Source organism: Vibrio sp. M260121 (genome assembly GCF_036533715.1).
GTDB lineage: Bacteria > Pseudomonadota > Gammaproteobacteria > Enterobacterales > Vibrionaceae > Vibrio.
Window position 1 is genome coordinate 82,020 of the sequence record NZ_JATABF010000016.1, and the last position, 20,046, is coordinate 102,065.

Annotated in this window: 17 protein-coding genes; 13 read left to right on the plus strand and 4 right to left on the minus strand. The window is 45.3% G+C overall.

Going from position 1 to position 20,046, the window contains the following annotated elements; genetic code table 11:
* The first annotated feature begins 158 nt into the window (after window positions 1-158).
* The 8 genes from QTO06_RS11180 to QTO06_RS11215 all read left to right on the plus strand — a co-directional run bounded on the left by QTO06_RS11180 (window position 159) and on the right by QTO06_RS11215 (window position 6,080).
* The gene (locus tag QTO06_RS11180; RefSeq protein ID WP_331408082.1) at window positions 159-653 is read left to right on the plus strand and encodes a YcxB family protein; all 495 of its coding nucleotides are present in this window, start codon (window positions 159-161) and stop codon (window positions 651-653) included.
* A 269-nt stretch (window positions 654-922) separates the two neighbouring features.
* Window positions 923-1,624, plus strand: a complete 702-nt coding sequence (locus tag QTO06_RS11185) for an SDR family oxidoreductase (protein WP_331408084.1) — start codon at window positions 923-925, stop codon at window positions 1,622-1,624.
* A gap of 86 nt (window positions 1,625-1,710) precedes the next feature.
* Window positions 1,711-2,151 (plus strand): ankyrin repeat domain-containing protein, encoded by a 441-nt coding sequence (locus QTO06_RS11190; RefSeq protein WP_331408085.1) that lies wholly within the window; start codon window positions 1,711-1,713, stop codon window positions 2,149-2,151.
* Between the two features lie 16 nt (window positions 2,152-2,167).
* Window positions 2,168-2,647, plus strand: coding sequence for a hypothetical protein (locus tag QTO06_RS11195; RefSeq protein WP_331408086.1), 480 nt, complete (start codon window positions 2,168-2,170; stop codon window positions 2,645-2,647).
* 612 nt (window positions 2,648-3,259) lie between these two features.
* Window positions 3,260-3,610, plus strand: a complete 351-nt coding sequence (locus QTO06_RS11200) for a hypothetical protein (protein WP_265987776.1) — start codon at window positions 3,260-3,262, stop codon at window positions 3,608-3,610.
* 17 nt (window positions 3,611-3,627) lie between these two features.
* Window positions 3,628-4,179 (plus strand): hypothetical protein, encoded by a 552-nt coding sequence (locus QTO06_RS11205; RefSeq protein ID WP_265987775.1) that lies wholly within the window; start codon window positions 3,628-3,630, stop codon window positions 4,177-4,179.
* On the plus strand, window positions 4,166-4,402 hold the full coding sequence (locus QTO06_RS11210; RefSeq protein ID WP_331408087.1) for an ABC-three component system middle component 6: 237 nt from the start codon (window positions 4,166-4,168) through the stop codon (window positions 4,400-4,402). Before QTO06_RS11205 ends, QTO06_RS11210 begins: the two co-directional genes overlap by 14 nt.
* Window positions 4,389-6,080, plus strand: coding sequence for a DUF2326 domain-containing protein (locus QTO06_RS11215; protein ID WP_265987773.1), 1,692 nt, complete (start codon window positions 4,389-4,391; stop codon window positions 6,078-6,080). The genes QTO06_RS11210 and QTO06_RS11215 overlap by 14 nt, the downstream gene beginning before the upstream one ends.
* 307 nt (window positions 6,081-6,387) lie before the next feature.
* Here QTO06_RS11215 and gcvP read toward each other — a convergent pair whose 3' ends face one another.
* The 3 genes from gcvP to QTO06_RS11230 form a co-directional block, all read right to left on the minus strand.
* Window positions 6,388-9,252, minus strand: a complete 2,865-nt coding sequence (gene gcvP / locus QTO06_RS11220) for an aminomethyl-transferring glycine dehydrogenase (protein ID WP_331408088.1) — start codon at window positions 9,250-9,252, stop codon at window positions 6,388-6,390.
* A 129-nt stretch (window positions 9,253-9,381) separates the two neighbouring features.
* A complete protein-coding gene (gene gcvH, locus QTO06_RS11225; protein WP_005451648.1) occupies window positions 9,382-9,762 on the minus strand; it encodes a glycine cleavage system protein GcvH in 381 nt (126 codons plus the stop codon).
* Window positions 9,763-9,813: 51 nt separating this feature from the next.
* Window positions 9,814-11,109 carry a serine hydroxymethyltransferase gene (locus tag QTO06_RS11230; protein ID WP_005451650.1) on the minus strand — a complete coding sequence of 432 codons (1,296 nt, stop codon included), beginning with the start codon at window positions 11,107-11,109 and terminating at the stop codon, window positions 9,814-9,816.
* Window positions 11,110-11,487: 378 nt separating this feature from the next.
* On the opposite strand from QTO06_RS11230, the gene QTO06_RS11235 reads away from it, so the two are divergent.
* Window positions 11,488-12,111, plus strand: a complete 624-nt coding sequence (locus QTO06_RS11235) for a helix-turn-helix domain-containing protein (RefSeq protein ID WP_005431308.1) — start codon at window positions 11,488-11,490, stop codon at window positions 12,109-12,111.
* Window positions 12,112-12,378: 267 nt separating this feature from the next.
* Window positions 12,379-13,497 (plus strand): glycine cleavage system aminomethyltransferase GcvT, encoded by a 1,119-nt coding sequence (gene gcvT, locus QTO06_RS11240; protein WP_331408090.1) that lies wholly within the window; start codon window positions 12,379-12,381, stop codon window positions 13,495-13,497.
* Between the two features lie 209 nt (window positions 13,498-13,706).
* Here gcvT and QTO06_RS11245 read toward each other — a convergent pair whose 3' ends face one another.
* Window positions 13,707-14,432 carry a TetR/AcrR family transcriptional regulator gene (locus tag QTO06_RS11245; RefSeq protein ID WP_005431288.1) on the minus strand — a complete coding sequence of 242 codons (726 nt, stop codon included), beginning with the start codon at window positions 14,430-14,432 and terminating at the stop codon, window positions 13,707-13,709.
* Window positions 14,433-14,595: 163 nt separating this feature from the next.
* On the opposite strand from QTO06_RS11245, the gene QTO06_RS11250 reads away from it, so the two are divergent.
* From QTO06_RS11250 to QTO06_RS11260, 3 genes are read left to right on the plus strand one after another with little or no spacing between them, the layout of a single operon-like run.
* Window positions 14,596-15,669 carry an efflux RND transporter periplasmic adaptor subunit gene (locus QTO06_RS11250; protein WP_331408093.1) on the plus strand — a complete coding sequence of 358 codons (1,074 nt, stop codon included), beginning with the start codon at window positions 14,596-14,598 and terminating at the stop codon, window positions 15,667-15,669.
* Window positions 15,669-16,730, plus strand: a complete 1,062-nt coding sequence (locus QTO06_RS11255; protein WP_331408095.1) for an efflux RND transporter periplasmic adaptor subunit — start codon at window positions 15,669-15,671, stop codon at window positions 16,728-16,730. Before QTO06_RS11250 ends, QTO06_RS11255 begins: the two co-directional genes overlap by 1 nt.
* Window positions 16,730-19,789: an efflux RND transporter permease subunit gene (locus tag QTO06_RS11260; protein WP_331408097.1), complete on the plus strand. Its 3,060-nt coding sequence runs from the start codon at window positions 16,730-16,732 to the stop codon at window positions 19,787-19,789. Before QTO06_RS11255 ends, QTO06_RS11260 begins: the two co-directional genes overlap by 1 nt.
* Window positions 19,790-20,046 lie beyond the last annotated feature (257 nt).

Consider the following 20,046-nt stretch of genomic DNA (forward strand, 5'->3'; position numbering starts at 1 on the left):
CTTGGCAAGTGCCCCGTGGTCTTTTAGTGTGGCGGTATCATTGATTTACAAAACAGAATCAAAAGGACTAAAGATAAATCCCGAGAAGCGCTACAATGCACGCGTTGCGAGAGTGCAACCAAGATTACTCATTTACAGAAGCCTTGAAGTAACCATACATGTCTAAAGATTTCGAATTCACTACAGAATACATACTCGACAAACCTTTCTTTGCTGAGTGTTATGATCAAACTAGCCAGCCAACCAAGTTCCCACAAGCGTACCTAAAAGGGATACTGTTTTTTGTCTTTGGTGTGGTTTTATTGGAGTTTGAACTGCTACCTAACGGTTATGTCGGTTGGTTCTTTATCGTATTGAGTGTGATTGAAGCGTGCAGCGTTTACTTCAAAAGAACTTGGTGGCTGTGGCGTCAAACCATCAGTTCAAGCCGTGGCAGCAAAGTGGTTTTTGATGTGAATGCAGAGGGCGTACGCTACAAAAGCGGTAAAGTTGACCGCAGCCTCGCTTGGAATGAAATCGATCAACTCGAACAAACTGATTTGGGCTTTATCCTTCATATTGGTAAACAACGCCAATACATCAGCAAATCTTGCTTAAATGAAGAAGTCATCGCGTTTATGGTAGAGCAGCACGCGGCATCAAAAGCGAGCTAACGAATCCTTACTGACAAAAGAGGCGAGCCAAGTGGTTCGCCTTTTTTGATCTTGGTTTTGAACCATCACATTTGGCGTCCTTCGCATGGTCATCCAAGCCATAATCTCATCTCTAGTTACCAAACAAACATCATCATTAAAGGTTGTGAAGAAAATATTGTTAGCTTTTGCCTAATAATGATTTAGCCATTCATCACCTAGTTCTTGCTCATCTTATCTATATTATTTATTTCATAGACGCAGAGCGCATGACTCACTAGGAACTCGACATGAAAAACACAACCCAGCGAATCGCGATTGTTACTGGCGCAAACCGTGGTCTTGGTAAAGAAGTCAGTCGTCAATTGGCAGAGCAAGGCGAGATAGTCATTGTTACGGCTCGTCAGTTGAGCAGCGCACAGCAAACAGTGGAAGAGCTGGGTTTGGACAACGCATTAGCGGCGCAGCTTGATATTACTGACCAAGAAAGCGTTGACCAATTGGTTGAGTTTGTTCAGCAACGTTTTTCTGCTGTCGATGCGTTAATCAACAATGCCGCCATTCACTATGACACTTGGCAAAACGTCGTGAACGCAAACCTCGATACCGTTCAAGAAGCGATGGATACCAATGTTTATGGCGCATGGCGGATGACACAAGCCTTCTTACCTTTGCTTCAAAACAGCCAACAAGCTCGAATCGTTAACGTCAGCAGTGGTGCGGGGGCGATGAAGAACCAGACTGGCAGCACTCCTGCATACAGTATGTCGAAGATCGCGCTTAACTCATTGACCTTAATGTTGGCTAATCAACTCAAAAGCAGTGGCATTCTGGTTAACGCCGTCTGTCCGGGTTGGGTCGCGACAGACATGGGCGGAAGCGGTGGTCGACCTGTAGAGCAGGGGGCTAGTGGCATAACTTGGGCTGCAAATTTGCCAGCAAATGGACCAACTGGTGGTTTCTTCCGAGATGGTGAAGAAATCGAATTCTAGTCGTTAATGGGTATAAGCTTTAATCAAGGTTACGGCTTCTCTGACGCATGGAAGTTGATAAAACAAGAAACCAAAATAGGGGTAATATGAAAAAGTTAATTGTCATTTTTTCGTTGGCAGCCGTTGCCATCACTGCAGCATTTCAAGCGTTTTGCGCAGATACCATTCACCTTGCTGCTTACAACGGCAATGAAGCTCAAGTGATTGAATTATTGAAAACCAATCCCGATCCGGATGAAAGAGATTCTTATGGCGGCACTGCGCTGCATGCCGCGATGTTCCAAGGTAATACGAGAATTGTCGAACTGCTGATTGAAGCAGGCTATGACGTCAACGCTGTAGGTCCGAGAAATGGTTATACACCACTGCATGATGCGGTATGGGCTAACAACCTTCCGGCATTAAAGATCTTGGTTGCCAATGGCGGTGATATCACGATTAAAGGGAAAGACGGTAATACGCCACTTGAAAATGCACTCGCTGAAGACAAACCAGAAATCGTGTCTTACTTACAAAGCCTTAAATAGGGAATAGGTGTCCACAATGCAATATCAAAAGGCGGATTACGACAAATTGATTCAGCAGTATGCCGAGCACAAATTTACCAAGAATGACATCAAGAGCTTTGTATATCGCGTGTTCTCAATGTATGAGCGTGCGACCGTAGGAAAGGTGCGAGTGCCAGCAGAAGCATTTGCCGATCTCGTTGATGAAAATATCCAAGTCGACTTTCCCGATTACAAAATCCATTCTCGCCAAGAGTTTATGGAATGGCACCATTGGATACATGACTTATTGCTGTCTGACGATCACGATATCGAGCGTATCGAAGTCTCTTACCTCGGCGGGGGTAAGTATGCCGCTGAATTTGATGTGCGTTGGCGTGGTTACTTTAAGGATGGATCGTTTACTGATCTCACCGTAGCCCAACGTTGGGTGATGTACGAATCAGAACAGTTTGATCACCCAGTGATTGAGAACTACGTCGCGGTGGTTAAGAGCAATAACCTGACTGGCGATTAAGGGAGGTAGGAAGCAACTCTCGTTATTAGCTTAGGTTTAACACCCTACGTCTCATTCCCAAATCAGTTATCTCACCCCATACAAAAAAGGTGAACCACGCGGTTCGCCTTTTTCGATCTTGAAGCTCGGTACTTAGAGGGTTACTCAAATTCAGATTCAAAAGCTGAACCACTACACTCGGTGTTTTTTCTGGGTGATTCCAGCGAGCCTAGGCGAGACTAGGGATCTCAGGAGGCGCGCTAGGGGAGTTAGTATTTAATATGAATCAAAAAAGTGATAAGGAGATTGCTTATTGTGATCCTGAAGTAATGACGTTGGCTTCTAGCGCATTTTTGCCCCTGTTTTGTGTTGGAAAAAGCTAATGTCAATCGTGAGGTGTGTAGAAATACTTTAAGCGAGCAATTTCACTGATAAATCGGCACTTTAGTCATAATCTACACACCAAAAAAGTAAACTTCCAAAGTGTAGACATAATTTGACCTCGGCGTTAAGCAGTTTGGTGACTGGAAGTGACTATTTGATATTTATTAGTAAGTTACACGTATTTTAGTGGTACATAATGCATATGAACTGTACAATACACGGTTCATATGCCTAGATGTTGAGATATAAATGGAAATCTTTGCTACCCCACCTTTTGTTGCTATCGCTTGGATCTGCACTGTAGTTAGTTGCGTTTACGCTTTTGTTCAAAAAAGCAACGTGATCAAAATTACGCAGAAATTCGATAATCTAAACACTACTCACAATGAGCTAAAAGTTGAAAACAGTACGCTACAACAAAAGTTCGAATCGTTGGAAGTTTCATACAATGCATTACAAGTTCAAAACACTACTCTAGAACAGAAGATCGTCGAAATAGAAAAGAACGATATCCACGATAACTATCAAGAAGTGCATCAAAACGGCCAGACCAACTTTAACCAAGGTGTAATCAAAGGCGACTTTGTTTACAACAAATAAGAGTTCTAGGCTTGTCTATGTGTGAAACAAGATTTGATATTCAAAACATTGAAGGTGACTTCTACAATGTAGAGTCTCCAGAAAATAACGTTGACTCCATTATTAACGTTATCATTGGTGATATTGCATCTGCCAACGTGAGAATCGATCGAACTGATCGGTCCTTTCCCGCAAATGTTACTACGAAGATAAACCACAACATGCTCAAGACTAAACGTCGTATTGTCTTGCAGTACAAATCATATTCATCCCATATTGAAAAAGCCTACACTCTTGCAGAACAAAACATAATCAATGGAAAACAAACGGCAATGGAATTGCTTAATGAAATGTACTGCAATTCATTAGATAAGTATGGCATTGACTCATTTGAACCCGACATAGAACAAGTACGGCAGCATGCAGACGACATCATAAGCGATGTCATAAAGCAGCTCAGAAAGTTTGTGTATAGCTCAGCCAATGTAACTCAATACAAAGAACAAGTAGAAATTGGGCTAAACGTTGTTGTCGCACATGGTTTTGTTGAATGCTGCGTACTGGAGAATCCTAACAATGCTCCCAACTAAAGGCTCTCACCCTGAGATGAATGTGCTCTACATTGGTGGCTTTATCTTAAAAAAGCTTCATGAGCGCAAAAGAAAGCGTATGACTATCACACAGCTAATGAAAATCGGCACTAAAGAGCTTTCTGTGTCCGTAGACCACATAATTCTAGCGTTGGATTGGCTGTATATCATTTCTGCTATTGGCTACGATAGCAAAGAGGTTTTTATCAATGAAGCTACTTAGATTTCTCTTAGAGATCGACGGTGTAGAAACACGAGAGATACCGTTTTTAGACAACTTAAACATCATCACGAGTAAAAAGAAATCTGACGCACCTGGTAACAGCGTTGGTAAGTCAACTTTGGGCCGAATTCTCGACTACTTGTTTGATGGCTCAATTAGCCCAATTTACATTGATGATGAGTTTCAAACACCGAAGCAAGAGATTGAACAGCTTTTCACAAACAGTGAAGTATACGTATCGCTTGAGTACCTTGGTCTAAACAATCAGTTTAGTGTTATTAAGCGCAGGCTATCTACCGATAGTACACTGCAAAGCTACATTTTGAACGGGCAAGAAGTAACAAGCAAAGAATACATTGCACACATTATGGGCAGTATTTTCAACGTCTACTCTGCTAAACCAACGATCAGAAAACTTGCTCCGAAGTTCTTCAGAACAACGCAACACCGTATGACAAAGACTGTTAACTTTGACAACGGTAGGAACGTTAGTAAATCCGATATAAACACGGTTTTTCTGTATCTGTTCAACTTTGATGACACTGAAATACTCAGTAAAATCCACAGACTAAAGACCACCATCAAGGGATATGATAAGAATCTGAAGGCCTTTAATAGTGTCATTTCTCAAGACAAGATTGTCGGCTCAGTATCTAAAATAAAGAAAGAAATAGCTAAGTTAGAAAAGTCTTTATTATCGTCTGAAAAAGGCATTGATAAACTAGAAATCGTATCAAAAATCAACACGATAGATGACGAGCAAAACTCACTTTCTGACCAGATTCTGTCTTTAGATTTAAAAATCAAGAACATAATTAAGACTAATGAAATACTAAAAACTAGTGAACAGCATTATTTGCTCGATGAACTGCGAACTATCTACGAGTATGCGTCTGTGAAGATAGAATCTACTCTTGAAGATTATCAGCAAGCACTCGCTTTCCATGACCATCTGTTGAGCACCAAACGAGAGTTTGTGTCACATGGACTAGATAAACTGCAACAGCAGCATGAAAAAGCAACTATCAAATTCGGCCAGTTAAAAATTCAGAAGCAAAGCCTATTCGATGAACTAAAGTCGAAAAAGAAAATCGAAGAGATATCTGACACGATGAAGGAAATTGGTAAGCTTGATAAAGAGTTAGCCAAACTAACAGCCATTATCGACAAAAAGGATGATATCGACTCAAAGCTAATACTTGAGCAACAAAGATTAACTGAATTAGCTGGCGAGCTTGAAACTGAGCTCAACAACGTAACCTCTTTTGAAGAAAAGTATATTGAAAACTTCAAAGACTACACTCGCGATTTTTACGGAGTTGAGTACAACTTCAGTCTTCATTTAGATCAAGAAAAGGGTGAATGCTCGCCACATGTCGACGACGTAGAATCAAACAACGAGGGTGGATTAAAAAGACTGGAAGTTGTTACATTTGATTTAGCATACATCAAGACTGTTTGTGACCAACAAGCATTAAGACCTAACTTTGTCTTACATGATTCGATTGATGAAATCGACATACAGCATATTCGTAAAATGTTTGATGAATCAATTCAACTATCAGGACAACACATTGTTTCTATGCTGTCAGATAAGCTTGTTGAGCAAGATTACACCAAATACAAAGAGTTCATCATCCTTGAGCTCTCTCAGGACAACAAATTCTTCAAGATATAAACACAAAATCTACTTATGCTTAGAGGGATAAAGTAGGTTCTGAACCCTCTAAGCTTTAGTGAAAAATCTAAAGTCATATGTTGGTGCTAGCAATCACAGTAGGATCGTTACGGTTGCATCAGCAGACAATGCTCTCGAATAACAAAACCGTCTACTTTATTTTCCCCAAACTAAAGTTATCCGATATAGGCGACCTCGGGCACGGGTGACAACTCACTTCTGTCCACAAACAAGTTTTAAAAATCTTACCCAAAAACAAAAAGGCGAACCAATCGGTTCGCCTTTGTCTATTTAGACTCTACAAAAATTAATCTTCGTAGTTATCGATGCTTGGGCACGAGCAGATTAGGTTACGGTCGCCGTATACGTTATCTACGCGGTTTACTGTTGGCCAGTATTTCCAAGATTTGGTTGCTTTAGAAGGGAAGCAGCCAAGCTCACGAGAGTAAGGGCGATCCCATTCATCTTTCGCTAGGTCAACTTGAGTGTGTGGCGCGTTAACAAGCGGGTTGTTATCTAGCGGCCATTCACCGTTCTTAACCTTCGTCATCTCTTCACGGATTGCGATCATCGCGTCACAGAAGCGGTCTAGCTCTTCTAGGTCTTCCGATTCTGTTGGCTCAACCATTAGCGTGCCTGCTACAGGGAACGACATAGTTGGAGCGTGGAAACCGTAGTCCATTAGACGCTTCGCGATGTCTTCTTCGCTGATGCCTGTTTCTTCTTTTAGTGGACGAATGTCGATGATACATTCGTGCGCTACACGGCCGTTTGAGCCACGGTAAAGAACAGGGTAGTGAGGGCGCAATTGCTCCATCACGTAGTTCGCGTTCAGAATCGCTACTTTTGTTGCGTCTGTTAGGCCAGCTTCGCCCATCATTGCGATGTAAGCCCAAGAGATAGGCAGGATAGACGCGCTACCCATATCCGCTGCGGATACTGCGAAGTTTTCGCCGTCTGCGCCGTTTTCAATGTGACCCGGTAGGAAAGGCGCTAGGTGCGATTTCACACCGATAGGACCCATACCCGGACCGCCACCACCGTGTGGGATACAGAAGGTTTTGTGTAGGTTTAGGTGAGAAACGTCTGAGCCAATGAAGCCCGGCGTTGTTAGACCAACCTGTGCGTTCATGTTTGCGCCGTCTAGGTAAACCTGACCGCCCGCTGCATGAACCATTTCACACACTTCTTTCACTTGCTCTTCGTATACGCCGTGCGTAGAAGGGTAAGTGATCATGATGCTTGATAGGTTGTCTTTGTGCTTCTCGATTTTCGCTGCTAGGTCGTCGATGTCGATGTTGCCTTCTTCATCACACTTAACCACAACCACTTTCATTGACACCATAGACGCTGTCGCAGGGTTAGTACCGTGCGCAGAGCTTGGGATCAAACATACGTTGCGGTGACCTTCGCCACGGCTTTCGTGGTAGCGTTGAATCGCGATAAGACCTGCGTACTCACCCGATGCACCAGAGTTTGGTTGCAGTGAGAATGCGTCGTAGCCTGTGATTTCACATAGCTTCTCTTTAAGATCTTTTGCTAGTGCTGCGTAACCAGCCGCTTGTTCTGCTGGTGCGAACGGGTGGATCGAACCAAACTCAGGCCACGTTACTGGGATCATCTCTGCTGCTGCGTTTAGCTTCATCGTACAGCTGCCCAGTGGGATCATGCCGTGCGTTAGCGAGAAGTCTTTGTTCTCTAGCTGTTTTAGGTAGCGCATCATCTGTGTTTCGCTGTGGTGCGTGTTAAACACAGGGTGCGTTAGGTATTCTGTTGTGCGGCGCAGTGCTTCTGGAATCGCAGCAAACTCGTTGCCTGCAATTTCCGTTGATAGTGCTGCCACTTCTTCTTTCACACCGAATACTGCGAATAGGGCTTCTACGTCTGCCACGGTTGTGGTTTCGTCGAAGCTTACACCTAGCTGAGTACCCAACTTACGTAGGTTGATGTCTGCCGCTAGTGCTTTCGCGTATAGATCTTCGGTTTGTGCACCAGTGTTGATGGTGATGGTGTCGAAGAAGCTGTTGTGAGCAAGCTCGAAGCCGCCTTTAGTTAGGCCAGCAGCTAGGATAGCTGTCATGTGGTGCGTACGACGAGCAATTGTACGTAGACCTTCTGCGCCGTGGTAAACCGCGTAGAAAGACGCCATGTTCGCTAGTAGAGCTTGAGCGGTACAGATGTTTGATGTCGCTTTTTCACGACGGATGTGCTGCTCACGCGTTTGCATCGCCATGCGCAGTGCTTGGTTGCCGTTAGTATCGATAGAAACACCGATAACACGACCTGGCATTGTACGCTTGTGCTTGTCACGTGTTGCCATGAAGGCTGCGTGTGGACCGCCGTAACCCATAGGTACGCCGAAACGTTGTGCCGAGCCGATTGCTACGTCTGCGCCCATTTCACCCGCAGGTTTTAGTAGGGCAGAAGCCAATAGGTCAGTCGCTACCGTTACCAGCGTTTTGTTCGCTTGTGCTTTTGCGATGATGTCCGTTAGGTCACGAACTTCACCCGTTGTGCCTGGGTATTGAACTAGCGCGCCGAATACGTCTTGCTCTGGTAGTGATTCTAGAGAACCAACTAATACTTCAAAGCCGATGAATTTCGCACGAGTTTTTACCACTTCGATGGTTTGTGGGTGAACATCGTCAGCAACGAAGAAGACGTTACTCTTGCTCTTACCCGCACGCTTACAAAGTGTCATCGCTTCTGCGGCTGCCGTTGCTTCATCAAGCAATGACGCGTTTGCGATTTCCATACCAGTAAGATCCATCACCATTTGTTGGTAGTTTAGAAGTGCTTCTAGACGACCTTGTGAGATCTCTGGCTGGTAAGGGGTGTAAGCGGTGTACCAGCCCGGGTTTTCCATCACGTTACGTAGAATTACGTTTGGCGTGAAGGTGTTGTAGTAACCCTGACCAATGAATGTACGTTTAACTTGGTTCTGATCGGCGAACTCACGCATTGCTGCCAGCATGTCTGCTTCGCTTTTCGCTTCTGTCAAACTCATTGGCTGCTCTAGGCGAATTTGTGCTGGTACGGTTTCGTCGATAAGCGAATCTAGGCTAACTGCGTTGATCGCTTCCAACATTTTCTGTTGGTCAGATTTGTTTGGTCCATTGTGGCGAGCAACGAACTCGTTTTGTGTGCTGAGGCTTTGAAGTAATTCAGTCATTGTCCTTTACCTACTCCTTGGCTCGGGTAACGGATTTGCGTTACTGATAAATTAAATTATACGTCCGAACCTAGAAAAAAAGCTGTCCACTAATCGTTATGCTAGGGGACAGCTTTCGTCTCATCCTAATTACTCTTCTTCGATAGAGCTTAGGTATTCTTCCGCATCTTTTAAGTCATCCAACTCAGATGGGTTTGAAAGCTTCACTTTCACAATCCAACCACCTTCGTATGGTTCTTCGTTGATTAGCTCTGGGCTGTCTTCTAGCTCTTCGTTGATTTCAACTACTTCGCCTGTGATTGGTGAGTAGATGTCTGAAGCGGCTTTTACTGACTCAACCAAAGAAAAGCTTTCGCCCGCTTCGACTTCATCTTCCACGTCTGGTAGGTCAACGAAAACTACGTCACCTAGCATCTCTTGAGCGTGCTCTGAAATACCGATAGTTACTGTGCCGTCACCGTTGTCACGTACCCACTCGTGGCTATCTGTAAACTTCAGTGTTTTGTCCATTGCTTAATCTCCAAATAACTTGTCAGGATAGTTTCTGATTTAATTAATCTTTTATTGGTAAAGAGGGTAACGACTGCAAAGCTCTTTCACTTGCTTGCGTACGCGTTTTTCTACTTCTGCGTCACCTTCAGGGTTGTTCACCAAACCGTCCAGTACGTCACCAATCCAATTACCGATGAGTTTGAATTCTTCAGCGCCAAAGCCGCGGCTTGTACCCGCAGGCGTTCCTAAACGGATGCCCGATGTAATCATAGGCTTCTCTGTGTCGAATGGGATGCCATTTTTGTTACACGTGATACCTGCACGCTCTAGTGCTTCTTCTGCTTTGTTACCTTTCAAGCCTTTAGGGCGAAGGTCAACCAGCATCAGGTGCGTGTCTGTACCACCGGTTACGATGTCGCAACCGCGAGTTTGCAATACTTCCGCCAGAACTTTTGCGTTGTTGATCACTGAATCAATATAAGTTTTGAATTCAGGACCAAGTGCCTCACCGAACGCCACTGCTTTAGAAGCAATCACGTGCATCAGTGGGCCGCCTTGTAGACCTGGGAATACCGCTGAGTTGATTTTCTTAATGATGTCTTCGTGGTTGGTCAGAATCATACCGCCACGTGGGCCACGTAATGTTTTGTGCGTTGTAGTTGTAACAACGTGTGCGTGAGGAAGCGGGCTAGGGTGCGCGCCTGTTGCGATAAGACCGGCGATGTGTGCCATGTCGACCATAAGAATCGCGTTTACTTCGTCTGCAATTTCACGGAATTTTGCAAAGTCGATAGTACGTGGAATTGCACTACCGCCTGCGATGATCATTTTAGGTTGGTGCTCAAGTGCCAGTTGGCGAACGTCTTCGTAGTTGATTTCTAGTGTTTCGCGGTCAACGCCGTATTGAACTGCGTTAAACCATTTACCAGAAAGTGCGGGGCGCGCACCGTGTGTTAGGTGCCCACCTGCGTCTAGAGACATACCAAGAATGGTGTCGCCAGGTTGAAGTAGTGCCAGTTTTACTGCGCCGTTTGCTTGTGCGCCTGAGTGTGGTTGAACGTTTGCGTATTCACAATTGAAAAGTTTTTTCGCGCGTTCGATAGCAATGGCTTCCACTGTATCTACGTGCTCACAACCACCATAGTAACGGCGACCTGGGTAACCTTCAGCGTATTTGTTTGTTAGGCATGTGCCTTGAGCTTGCATTACCGCTTTAGACACGATGTTCTCAGAAGCGATAAGTTCGATTTGTTCGTTTTGGCGAGCGAATTCTGCCTGAATTCCAGCAAAGACAGCGTCATCTGTCGCAGAGAGGTTGGTAGAGAAAAAGTTTTCCAAGCTGTGGTTAGGGTAACTCTTGTTCATGGTAGTTGACCTTCCAAATCTGAAAATGAACCCGCAGTAGAAATAGTTGTTTGATTGCGATGGTGGCTCATTTGTCCTCAAAACAGCTGAACTGCATAGCAGAACAGAGTGACTTTCGGCCCGAATAAGTGGGCAAAACTCCGTCGGATTGTGGTTTTCCTTCTCCAATCTCTTACGGAAATGTGCATCTCTACATCTAACAAGTTGGTAACATAGCGCCTGCGGCACGAACAATCAACCAAAAATTTCCTATAGGAAACGAGATTTCTGGTTTTGTTAACAAGAGCACGCTTTAATTAACTCGGTGGACTTTTATCCACTATAGGCTTCATGCACAATGCTAATAGAAAGGAATAAGGGAGTTTTAAAGAGGGATTTATGGCAGAAAGTATTTACGATGAATACCCGTCAATGACGTTGGCGAAAGAGCAGCAAGACCAAAATATTGAACCGCTTAAGCTCGGTCAACGCATCAAAGATATCCGCTCCAAACTCGGCATTACGTTAGAAGAGGCGAGCCAACGTACTGGCCTTGCGCGTTCTACGCTAAGTAAGATCGAGAACGAACAGATTTCTCCAACGTTCCAAGCGATGCAAAAATTAGCGCATGGCTTACAAATTGATATGCCGCAACTGTTTGAACCGCCTAGAAAAAAGGTTGCGACAGGGCGCAGGGATGTGACCAAGAAAAAAGAGGGTAAACCACACCCAACCCAAACCTACGAACACGAGCTATTGGCGACTCAACTTTCCAATAAGAAAATGATGCCTTTTAAGAGCCAAATTCGTGCCCGTAGTTTTGACGAATACAAAGACTGGGTTCGTCATGATGGGGAAGAATTTTTACTCATCTTATCAGGTGAGGTGATGTTTTATTCTGAGTTCTATGAGCCTGTTGTATTAAGCGAAGGCGACAGTGTGTATTACGATGCGAACATGGGTCATATGTTGACCAGTGTGAGTGAGGAAGACGCGCACATTTTGTGGGTGACTGCCAAATAGTGATAAATAGTTGTAAATTTCCTATAGTGAAAGCAAACGTTTGCTATCGGTTTTGAATGCGTTATGATGGCGCTCTGTTGATGATATCTCACTCAACAGAGCGCCTTTTTTGTGCGTTTTGTTGTGATTAAAATGTTAAAAGTCACACTTTTGAAAGTCGAGCGATGTCTTGTTCGTGCAAAATTGAATCAAGCGTGTTTATTATTGGAAACATTATTCGATGCGAATGCCGACAGCATTCTCGGGTCTATCTAAATGGAGACGAAAATGACTCAAGAACTTCTGAAAACACCACTGCATGCACTTCATGTTGAAGTAGGCGCAAAGATGGTCCCGTTCGCGGGTTACGACATGCCAGTTCAATACCCACTAGGCGTAAAGAAAGAACACTTACACACTCGTGATGCAGCAGGTCTGTTCGATGTTTCTCACATGGGTCAACTTCGTTTGATTGGTGATGGCGCAGCAGCGTTCTTAGAGACACTGGTTCCGGTTGATATTGTTGACCTAGGTGCGGGCAAGCAACGTTATGCTTTCTTTACTAATGAGCAGGGCGGCATCATGGACGACTTGATGGTGGCTAACCTTGGCGATCACCTGTTTGTTGTCGTGAACGCAGCATGTAAAGAGCAAGACATTGCACACCTTCAGGCGCATCTTCCTTCTGGCATTGAGCTAGAGATCATTGATGACCGCGCACTGCTTGCGATTCAAGGCCCTAAAGCGGCAGAAGTATTGGCGCGTTTCGCACCAGAAGTAGCAGAGATGCTGTTTATGGATGTTCGCAAAGTTGAACTACTAGGCGTTGAGTGCATTGTTTCTCGTAGTGGTTACACTGGCGAAGACGGTTATGAAATCTCGGTACCGGCTGACAAAGCAGAAGAGCTTGCTCGTAAGCTAACTGGCGAAGAGGAAGTAGAGTGGATTGGCCTTGGTGCTCGTGATTCACTTCGTCTTGAATGTGGTCTGTGTCTATACGGTCATGACTTAGATACAACGACGACTCCTGTTGAAGCAAGCCTACTATGGGGCATCCAAAAAGTACGCCGCGCTGATGGTGAGCGTGCGGGCGGTTTCCCTGGTGCAGACATCATTCTTAAGCAGATCGAAACAAAAGACGTTGCTCGTAAGCGTATTGGCTTGGTTGGTCAAACAAAAGCACCTGTGCGTGAAGGTGTAGAACTGTACGATGCAGACGGCAACAAGATTGGTGTAGTAACCAGTGGTACAGCGGGCCCTAACGCAGGTAAGCCAGTATCAATGGGTTACGTACGTGCAGATCTAGCGGCTATCGGTACTGAGTTGTTCGCAGAAGTACGTGGCAAGATGCTACCAATGACGGTAGAAAAAATGCCGTTCGTACCACAGCGCTACTACCGCGGATAATTAGCTTATTGATTGAGTGAGCTAATTAAAGCTCGTCATTCAGCGAGACTAGGAATCTACCTCCCACACGTTGTATAACTACAGTGTTGCGTTTAGGAATAAGTAACGATGAAGTAGGTTCCTTTCGTTTCCTCGCTGAAGCGACAAGTACAAACAAAAATGCCGAGCTCAGTGCTCGGCATTTTTTATGTTTGTTGAACAGGCACCTGTTAAGCGGTCAGTTCTTCAATCGGACAGCACATCTTAATCACGATTTCACTCAAATGTTCTGGGTGAATCATGTCTTCTTTACTGATACCAAACTGGTTCGCCATGATGGTGTTGAACAGCTCCCAATGGTTGATCAGTAGCTTATCTCGGTTTTCTGCCATCGCTGGCCATGTTTTTTGCATCATCGGCGTTAGGCTCACTGCGCCATGAGCGAACAGCAGCATTTGCCATTTTGATTCCCATTGATCGGTCGGTGTCTCAGGGAACTCACGATTATATTCTGAGAATAGCTGAGTGAAGATCGCCGCGAATTCATCTTCCGAACGTAAGAAGTATTGCAGTAGGGCGTCGTCGTCTTGGCGAATCGCATCCGCAATCATTTGGATTGGGTGCGGGTTCATGAGTGCAAATGCCAGCATTCTTACCATGAACAAGTAGATTTTTTGATTAGACGGGGTGTTTTCTGGCATTTCGTTGACCAGTTGCGCCATGTAGCTTTGCATGAAGTCATCCATGCCGTCGCTCACTGCTTGCCAGATTTTCTCTTTACTGCCGAAGTGGTGGCGAATCAAACTATGGGAGACACCAGCCTTTTCACTGATGTTGCGAAGCGAAACTCGTTCGTACCCTAACTCACAGAACATATCTGCCGCGACTCTAAGAATCAGGCACTTAGTTTGCTCAGCGGCTTCGGCACTTCTACGGCCTTGCTTTCTTTCTGTCATAGTTCGAATTTTCCCGAATATTAGTCAACGCGCCTATTTTTACCAGAAACCGGACACTTTGACTAATTATTTTATTATCCACATGGAAAATATGTTGATCATTTTTTTGCGATCAATATACTGCACGACTGTGTAATAAATATAAAGTCGATGGAGAAAGCCAGTGCGAAAACAATACTTAAAGCGCACATTTGTCGGAGCAGCGGTGGCATTGAGCCTCGCCACGATGCTGACAGGGTGTAACAAAGCCGTATCAGAGCCGTCCGAGCCTTTAATCAAACCGGTAAAATTGCTGGCTGTTAATGATCTAACGGTTGCCGATTCCGATGCATTCCTTGCACGAATAGATGCAACCTACAGAGCGCAACTGTCATTTCAGGTTGGTGGCGAAATTGAGAAGTTGATCGTGCGAATGGGTGAAGAGGTGAAGCAGGGCGATGTACTTGCAACGCTAGACCCAAAAGATTTGCAGCTGGCGCTTGATGCATCACAAGCGCAGTACGCATTAGCAAAAACGCAATGGGAACGCTCAAAAAGCTTGTACAACAAGAAGCTGATCAGCACGGATAGCTACGACCAGCAAGAAACCCAATACAAAGCGGCACTGGCAAACTTAGAGCAAGCAAAAACCGACCTGAGCTACACAGAGATTCATGCGCCGTTCGATGGTGTGGTGTCTTATACGTATGTGAAGCCATACCAAGTGGTTGCGGCGAAACAAGAAATCCTGAACTTGATCGACAATACCACCTTGGACGTGTCGTTCACTTTGCCAGTGACTTACGCTGAAGCTGTGTCATTGAACTCTCTGAAAGACGCAGAAATGTGGGTCACCATGGACAGCGAGCCTAACAATCGCATCCAAGGTAAGTTCAAAGAAATCTCAACTCAACCAAATGCCGATACCAACAGCTATGAAGCGATTGTGACGATTACTCGTCCTTCTGATCGTAACTTGCTGACGGGTATGACGGGTCAAGTACACATCGCTAAGCAAAACGTTTCTAACGCCATGACGCTGCCAAATGCAGCCTGGGTGTCGAAAGATGCGAATCAAGGCGAGGTATGGGTGATGGACAATGAAACACAACAGGTGAATAAAGTGACCTTGTCACTAAATGCCAATGGTGGTGTGGAGTCTGGTCTTGATAAAAACGACTACGTTGTCATCGCAGGTGTTGAGCGCCTAGTAGAAGGCCAAGTAGTGAAAGCTTGGGTTCGTGAGGAAGGTATCTAATGAAACGTTCACTATTCACAGTATCGGCTATTGCGCTTGCAGTACTGACGGGTTGTAACAGTACGGATGAAGTCGTGGCAGAGCAGCCACTGTATGTCTCGACGGTGTCTGTTGATGTACCTGTGAAAAGCCAATTTCGCACATTTAAAGGTCAGGTCGTTCCTGCCGAGCAAACGCCAATTGCATTCCGCCGTGCGGGTGAAGTGCAGCACGTGTTAGTTAAAGCAGGCGACACGGTGAAACAAGGCCAGATGATCGCTAAGTTGGACGACAGCAAAGAGAAGCAAGCGGTAAACGATGCAGAAGCGCAATATACGTTAGCGATTCGTCAGCTTAAACGCGGTGAAGAACTGCATAACCGCCAAATGATTTCGAAAGCGGAGTTGGATGAGCTAACGGCGAACAAAGAACTGGCGGAAGCAAACTTCTACAACGCAACCAACCAATTGAACTACACACGTTTGTTCGCACCGTTTGCGGGCAAGGTTTCGGATGTATTCAAAGAGCGATTTGAGCGTGTTGCGATTGGTGAGCCGGTTTTAAACTTGTACCAAAGCGACAAAGTTTACGTTCGTATCGAACTGTCAGACAACGTGCTTGCGATGGTAAACCCAAATACACAAAGCATGAGCTACCAGCCTCAAGCAACGTTCTCGGGTGACGCGAAATCTTATGCGTTGGATTATTTGGAGCACACCAGTGAGCCAAATGCTCAAACGCAAACTTACCAAATGTATTTAACCATGCCACAACCTGATGAAGAGATTCTGCCGGGTACTAGCGTAAGCGTTGCAGTAGACATGGTAGCAGCGGGCATTACTTCGATTGATGGCTACAACATCCCAATGACGGCGCTTCAAGCGGGCAGTCATGCTGGTGAGTTTTTCGTTTGGAAATTAAGCGGTGACGCTGTCACTAAAGTTGAAGTGTCTATCGACCAAGTGAATGGCGAAGGCGCAATTGTGTCATCAGGTGTTGCTCAAGGCGATGTATTAGTGAATTCCAGCTTACGCAAACTGCGCGAAGGTAAGCATGTGGATGTGGTGGAGAAACAACAATAATGAGCATTGCTGAATACTCAATTAAGAACAAAGTCATCAGCTGGCTGTTCATCGTTATTCTAGCGATCGGTGGTGTGACGTCGTTCCTAGAGCTTGGTCGATTGGAAGACCCGGCCTTTACCATCAAAGATGCGATGGTGATTGCGACTTATCCCGGTGCGACTTCTAAGGAAGTAGAAGAAGAGTTGACGTATCCGCTTGAGAAAGAGATCCGTAAGCTGCCTTATATTGATAAGATCACGTCGACGTCCTCTAGTGGTATGTCTCAGATTATGGTGAGCATGAAGATGGACTATGGTCCGGATGAATTGCCGCAAATCTGGGATGAAATGCGCCGTAAAATCAACGATCTGCAACCAACTTTGCCGCAAGGCGTTCAATCTCTGCAAATCATTGATGACTTTGGTGACGTATACGGTGTGATGCTGATGCTAACGGGTGACGACTACGATTACGTAGAACTGAAACGTTATGCAGACCAGCTCACACGTGAACTCGAACTGATCGATGGTGTGGGTAAAGTTGATATCGCTGGCGACCAACAAGAGATGCTGTTTGTTGAGATTTCTTTGGATCGCTTGGCGGCTTTGAACCTCGACATGAACGTGATTTCTGGCTTGCTGAACCAACAGAACAATGTGGTTTCTGCGGGTGAGGTAATGTTAAACGGCGAGAGCCTTGTGATTCGCCCAAGCGGTACGTTAAACACGGTTGAAGCACTAGAAAACCTGATTATTCATGGTCGCGATACGGGTAACCTGATTCGCTTGAAAGATGTCGCAACCATCAGCCGTGGCATTCAAGAAAAGCCGGGCAATGTGCTGCTATACAACGGTAAGAAAGCCATCAACATCGGTATTTCGTTTGCGTCTGGCGTAAACGTTGTAGAAGTCGGTCAACGTATTGAAGCAGAGCTAGCAAGCCTTGAGACCATCAAGCCAGCTGGTATCGATATGAACTACTTCTACAACCAATCTCAAGAAGTAGACGATTCTGTAAAAGCGTTTGTTATTAGCTTGGCAGAAGCGGTTGCTATCGTAATCATCGTACTGCTGTTCACCATGGGTTTACGCAGTGGCGTGATCATCGGTTTGGTGCTGTTGTTGACGGTATTCGGTACCTTCATCTTGATGAACTACAACAACATTGAGCTTCACCGTATCTCACTTGGCGCGCTGATCATTGCACTTGGTATGCTGGTGGACAACGCCATCGTGGTGGTCGAGGGAATATTGGTGGGTCTTAAGAAAGGACGAACCAAAGTTCAAGCCGCTACAGACATTGTTAGACAAACACAGTGGCCGCTGCTTGGTGCGACAGTCATTGCTATTACCGCGTTTGCGCCTATCGGCCTGTCACAAGATGCGACCGGTGAGTTCATGGGCTCTCTGTTCTGGGTTCTGTGTTTCTCGCTATTCTTGAGCTGGATTTCGGCGATTACGCTAACGCCATTCCTAGCCGATCTTCTATTGAAAGAAGAAGACAAGAACACAGATGCAGAAGACGAAGACCCATACAAAGGTTGGTTGTTCGTCGCGTTTGGTGCGTCTCTTAAACTTGCGCTTCGTTTCCGTTGGTTAACGGTAGCAGGCATGGTAGCGCTGTTGGTTGGTGCTGTGGTTGCGTTTGGTAGTGTGAAGCAACAGTTCTTCCCGCCGTCAAACACGCCGATGTTCTACGTTGATATGTGGATGCCAGAAGGCACCGACATTCGCGAGACCATCAAGAAAGCGGAAGAAGTTGAAAGCTACATCCGTACTCAAGACAACATTGATTTTGTATCAGCGTCGATTGGTCAAGGTTTGCAGCGTTTCGCTCTGACTTACCAACCAGAGAAGAGCTACGAAGCCTACGCACAGTTCCAAGTTCGTACTACGGACCGTGAGAACATGTTTGAGCTTCTTCACAAGCTCGACGACAGCCTAGCTAAGACGTTCGACAAGCCAACGTTCCAGTTCAAGTTGATGGAATTCGGCCCGTCGCCAGCGTCTAAGATTGAAGCGCGTATTACTGGCCCAGATCCACAAGTACTACGTGAGCTTGCGGTACAAGTAGAAGATATTCTTCATACTGACCCAGGTGCTCGTAACATCCGTCACGACTGGCGTGAGCGTACTAAAGAGCTAGTACCTGTATTCAACGAATCTAAAGCACGTCGCTTGGGTATCTCGAAAGAAGATCTTTCAAGCACACTGCAAATGGCGTTTGGTGGTAGCACACTTGGCTTCCTTCGCGATGGTACGAACATTCTGCCTATCATGACGCGTTTACCAGAAGCAGAGCGTGTGGATTTTGAATCACTGCAAAACGTGAACATCTGGAGTCCATCGCTACAAAGCTACATTCCAGTTGATCAAGTGATTGATGGTGTGAAACTGGATTGGGATGAGCCATTGATTCAGCGTCGTGACCGTAAACGTACTCTAACGGTACTGGCTGACCACGATGTATTGAGTGATGACACTGCAGCAAGCCTGTTTGCTCGTGTTCAACCAAAAGTGATGGCGCTGCATATCCCAGAAGGTTACGAAATCACGTGGGGTGGTGAGTACGAATCATCGAAAGATGCACAAGAAGGTCTGTTTGGTTCATTGCCAATGGGTTACTTATTGATGTTCATCATTACGATGCTGCTGTTTAACTCACTGAAGAAGCCGTTGGTTATTTGGTTCACTGTGCCGCTGTCTATCATCGGTGTGGCATTTGGTCTTCTGACGACAAACATGCCATTTAGCTTTACCGCGTTCCTTGGTCTATTGAGCTTGAGCGGTATGATCTTGAAGAACGGTATCGTACTTCTTGACCAGATTAACCTAGAGCTAGCATCAGGTAAGGATCCTTACTTAGCGATTGTCGACAGTGCGATTAGCCGTGTTCGACCAGTAAGTATGGCGGCCCTGACCACCATCCTAGGTATGATTCCATTGGTGTTTGATGCGTTCTTCGGATCAATGGCGATTACGATTATGGCAGGCCTTGGTTTTGCGACAGTTTTGACTCTGATTGTTGTACCAGTCATGTTTGCAATTCTGTTTAAGATCAAACCAACCACTGCATAAGGGACTTCCTGACTTTTATTATTGTCAGATTCCTGCCTAGCCCTGGGGGTATTCCTCAGGGCTTTTTTGATCCAAGAGAATTGAGATACGAAATGCGAGAGGAAAGAGTGATATGACCCCAATAAAGTAGACACTCAATATTGGAATTTGAGTGCGATGAAAGTAAAAACTGTCCGAAAACATTCAGAAGGTTTCAAGAAACAAGCTGTACAGCAATCTTTAGATTCTCCTGATACCGTAAAATCAGTGGCGAAGTC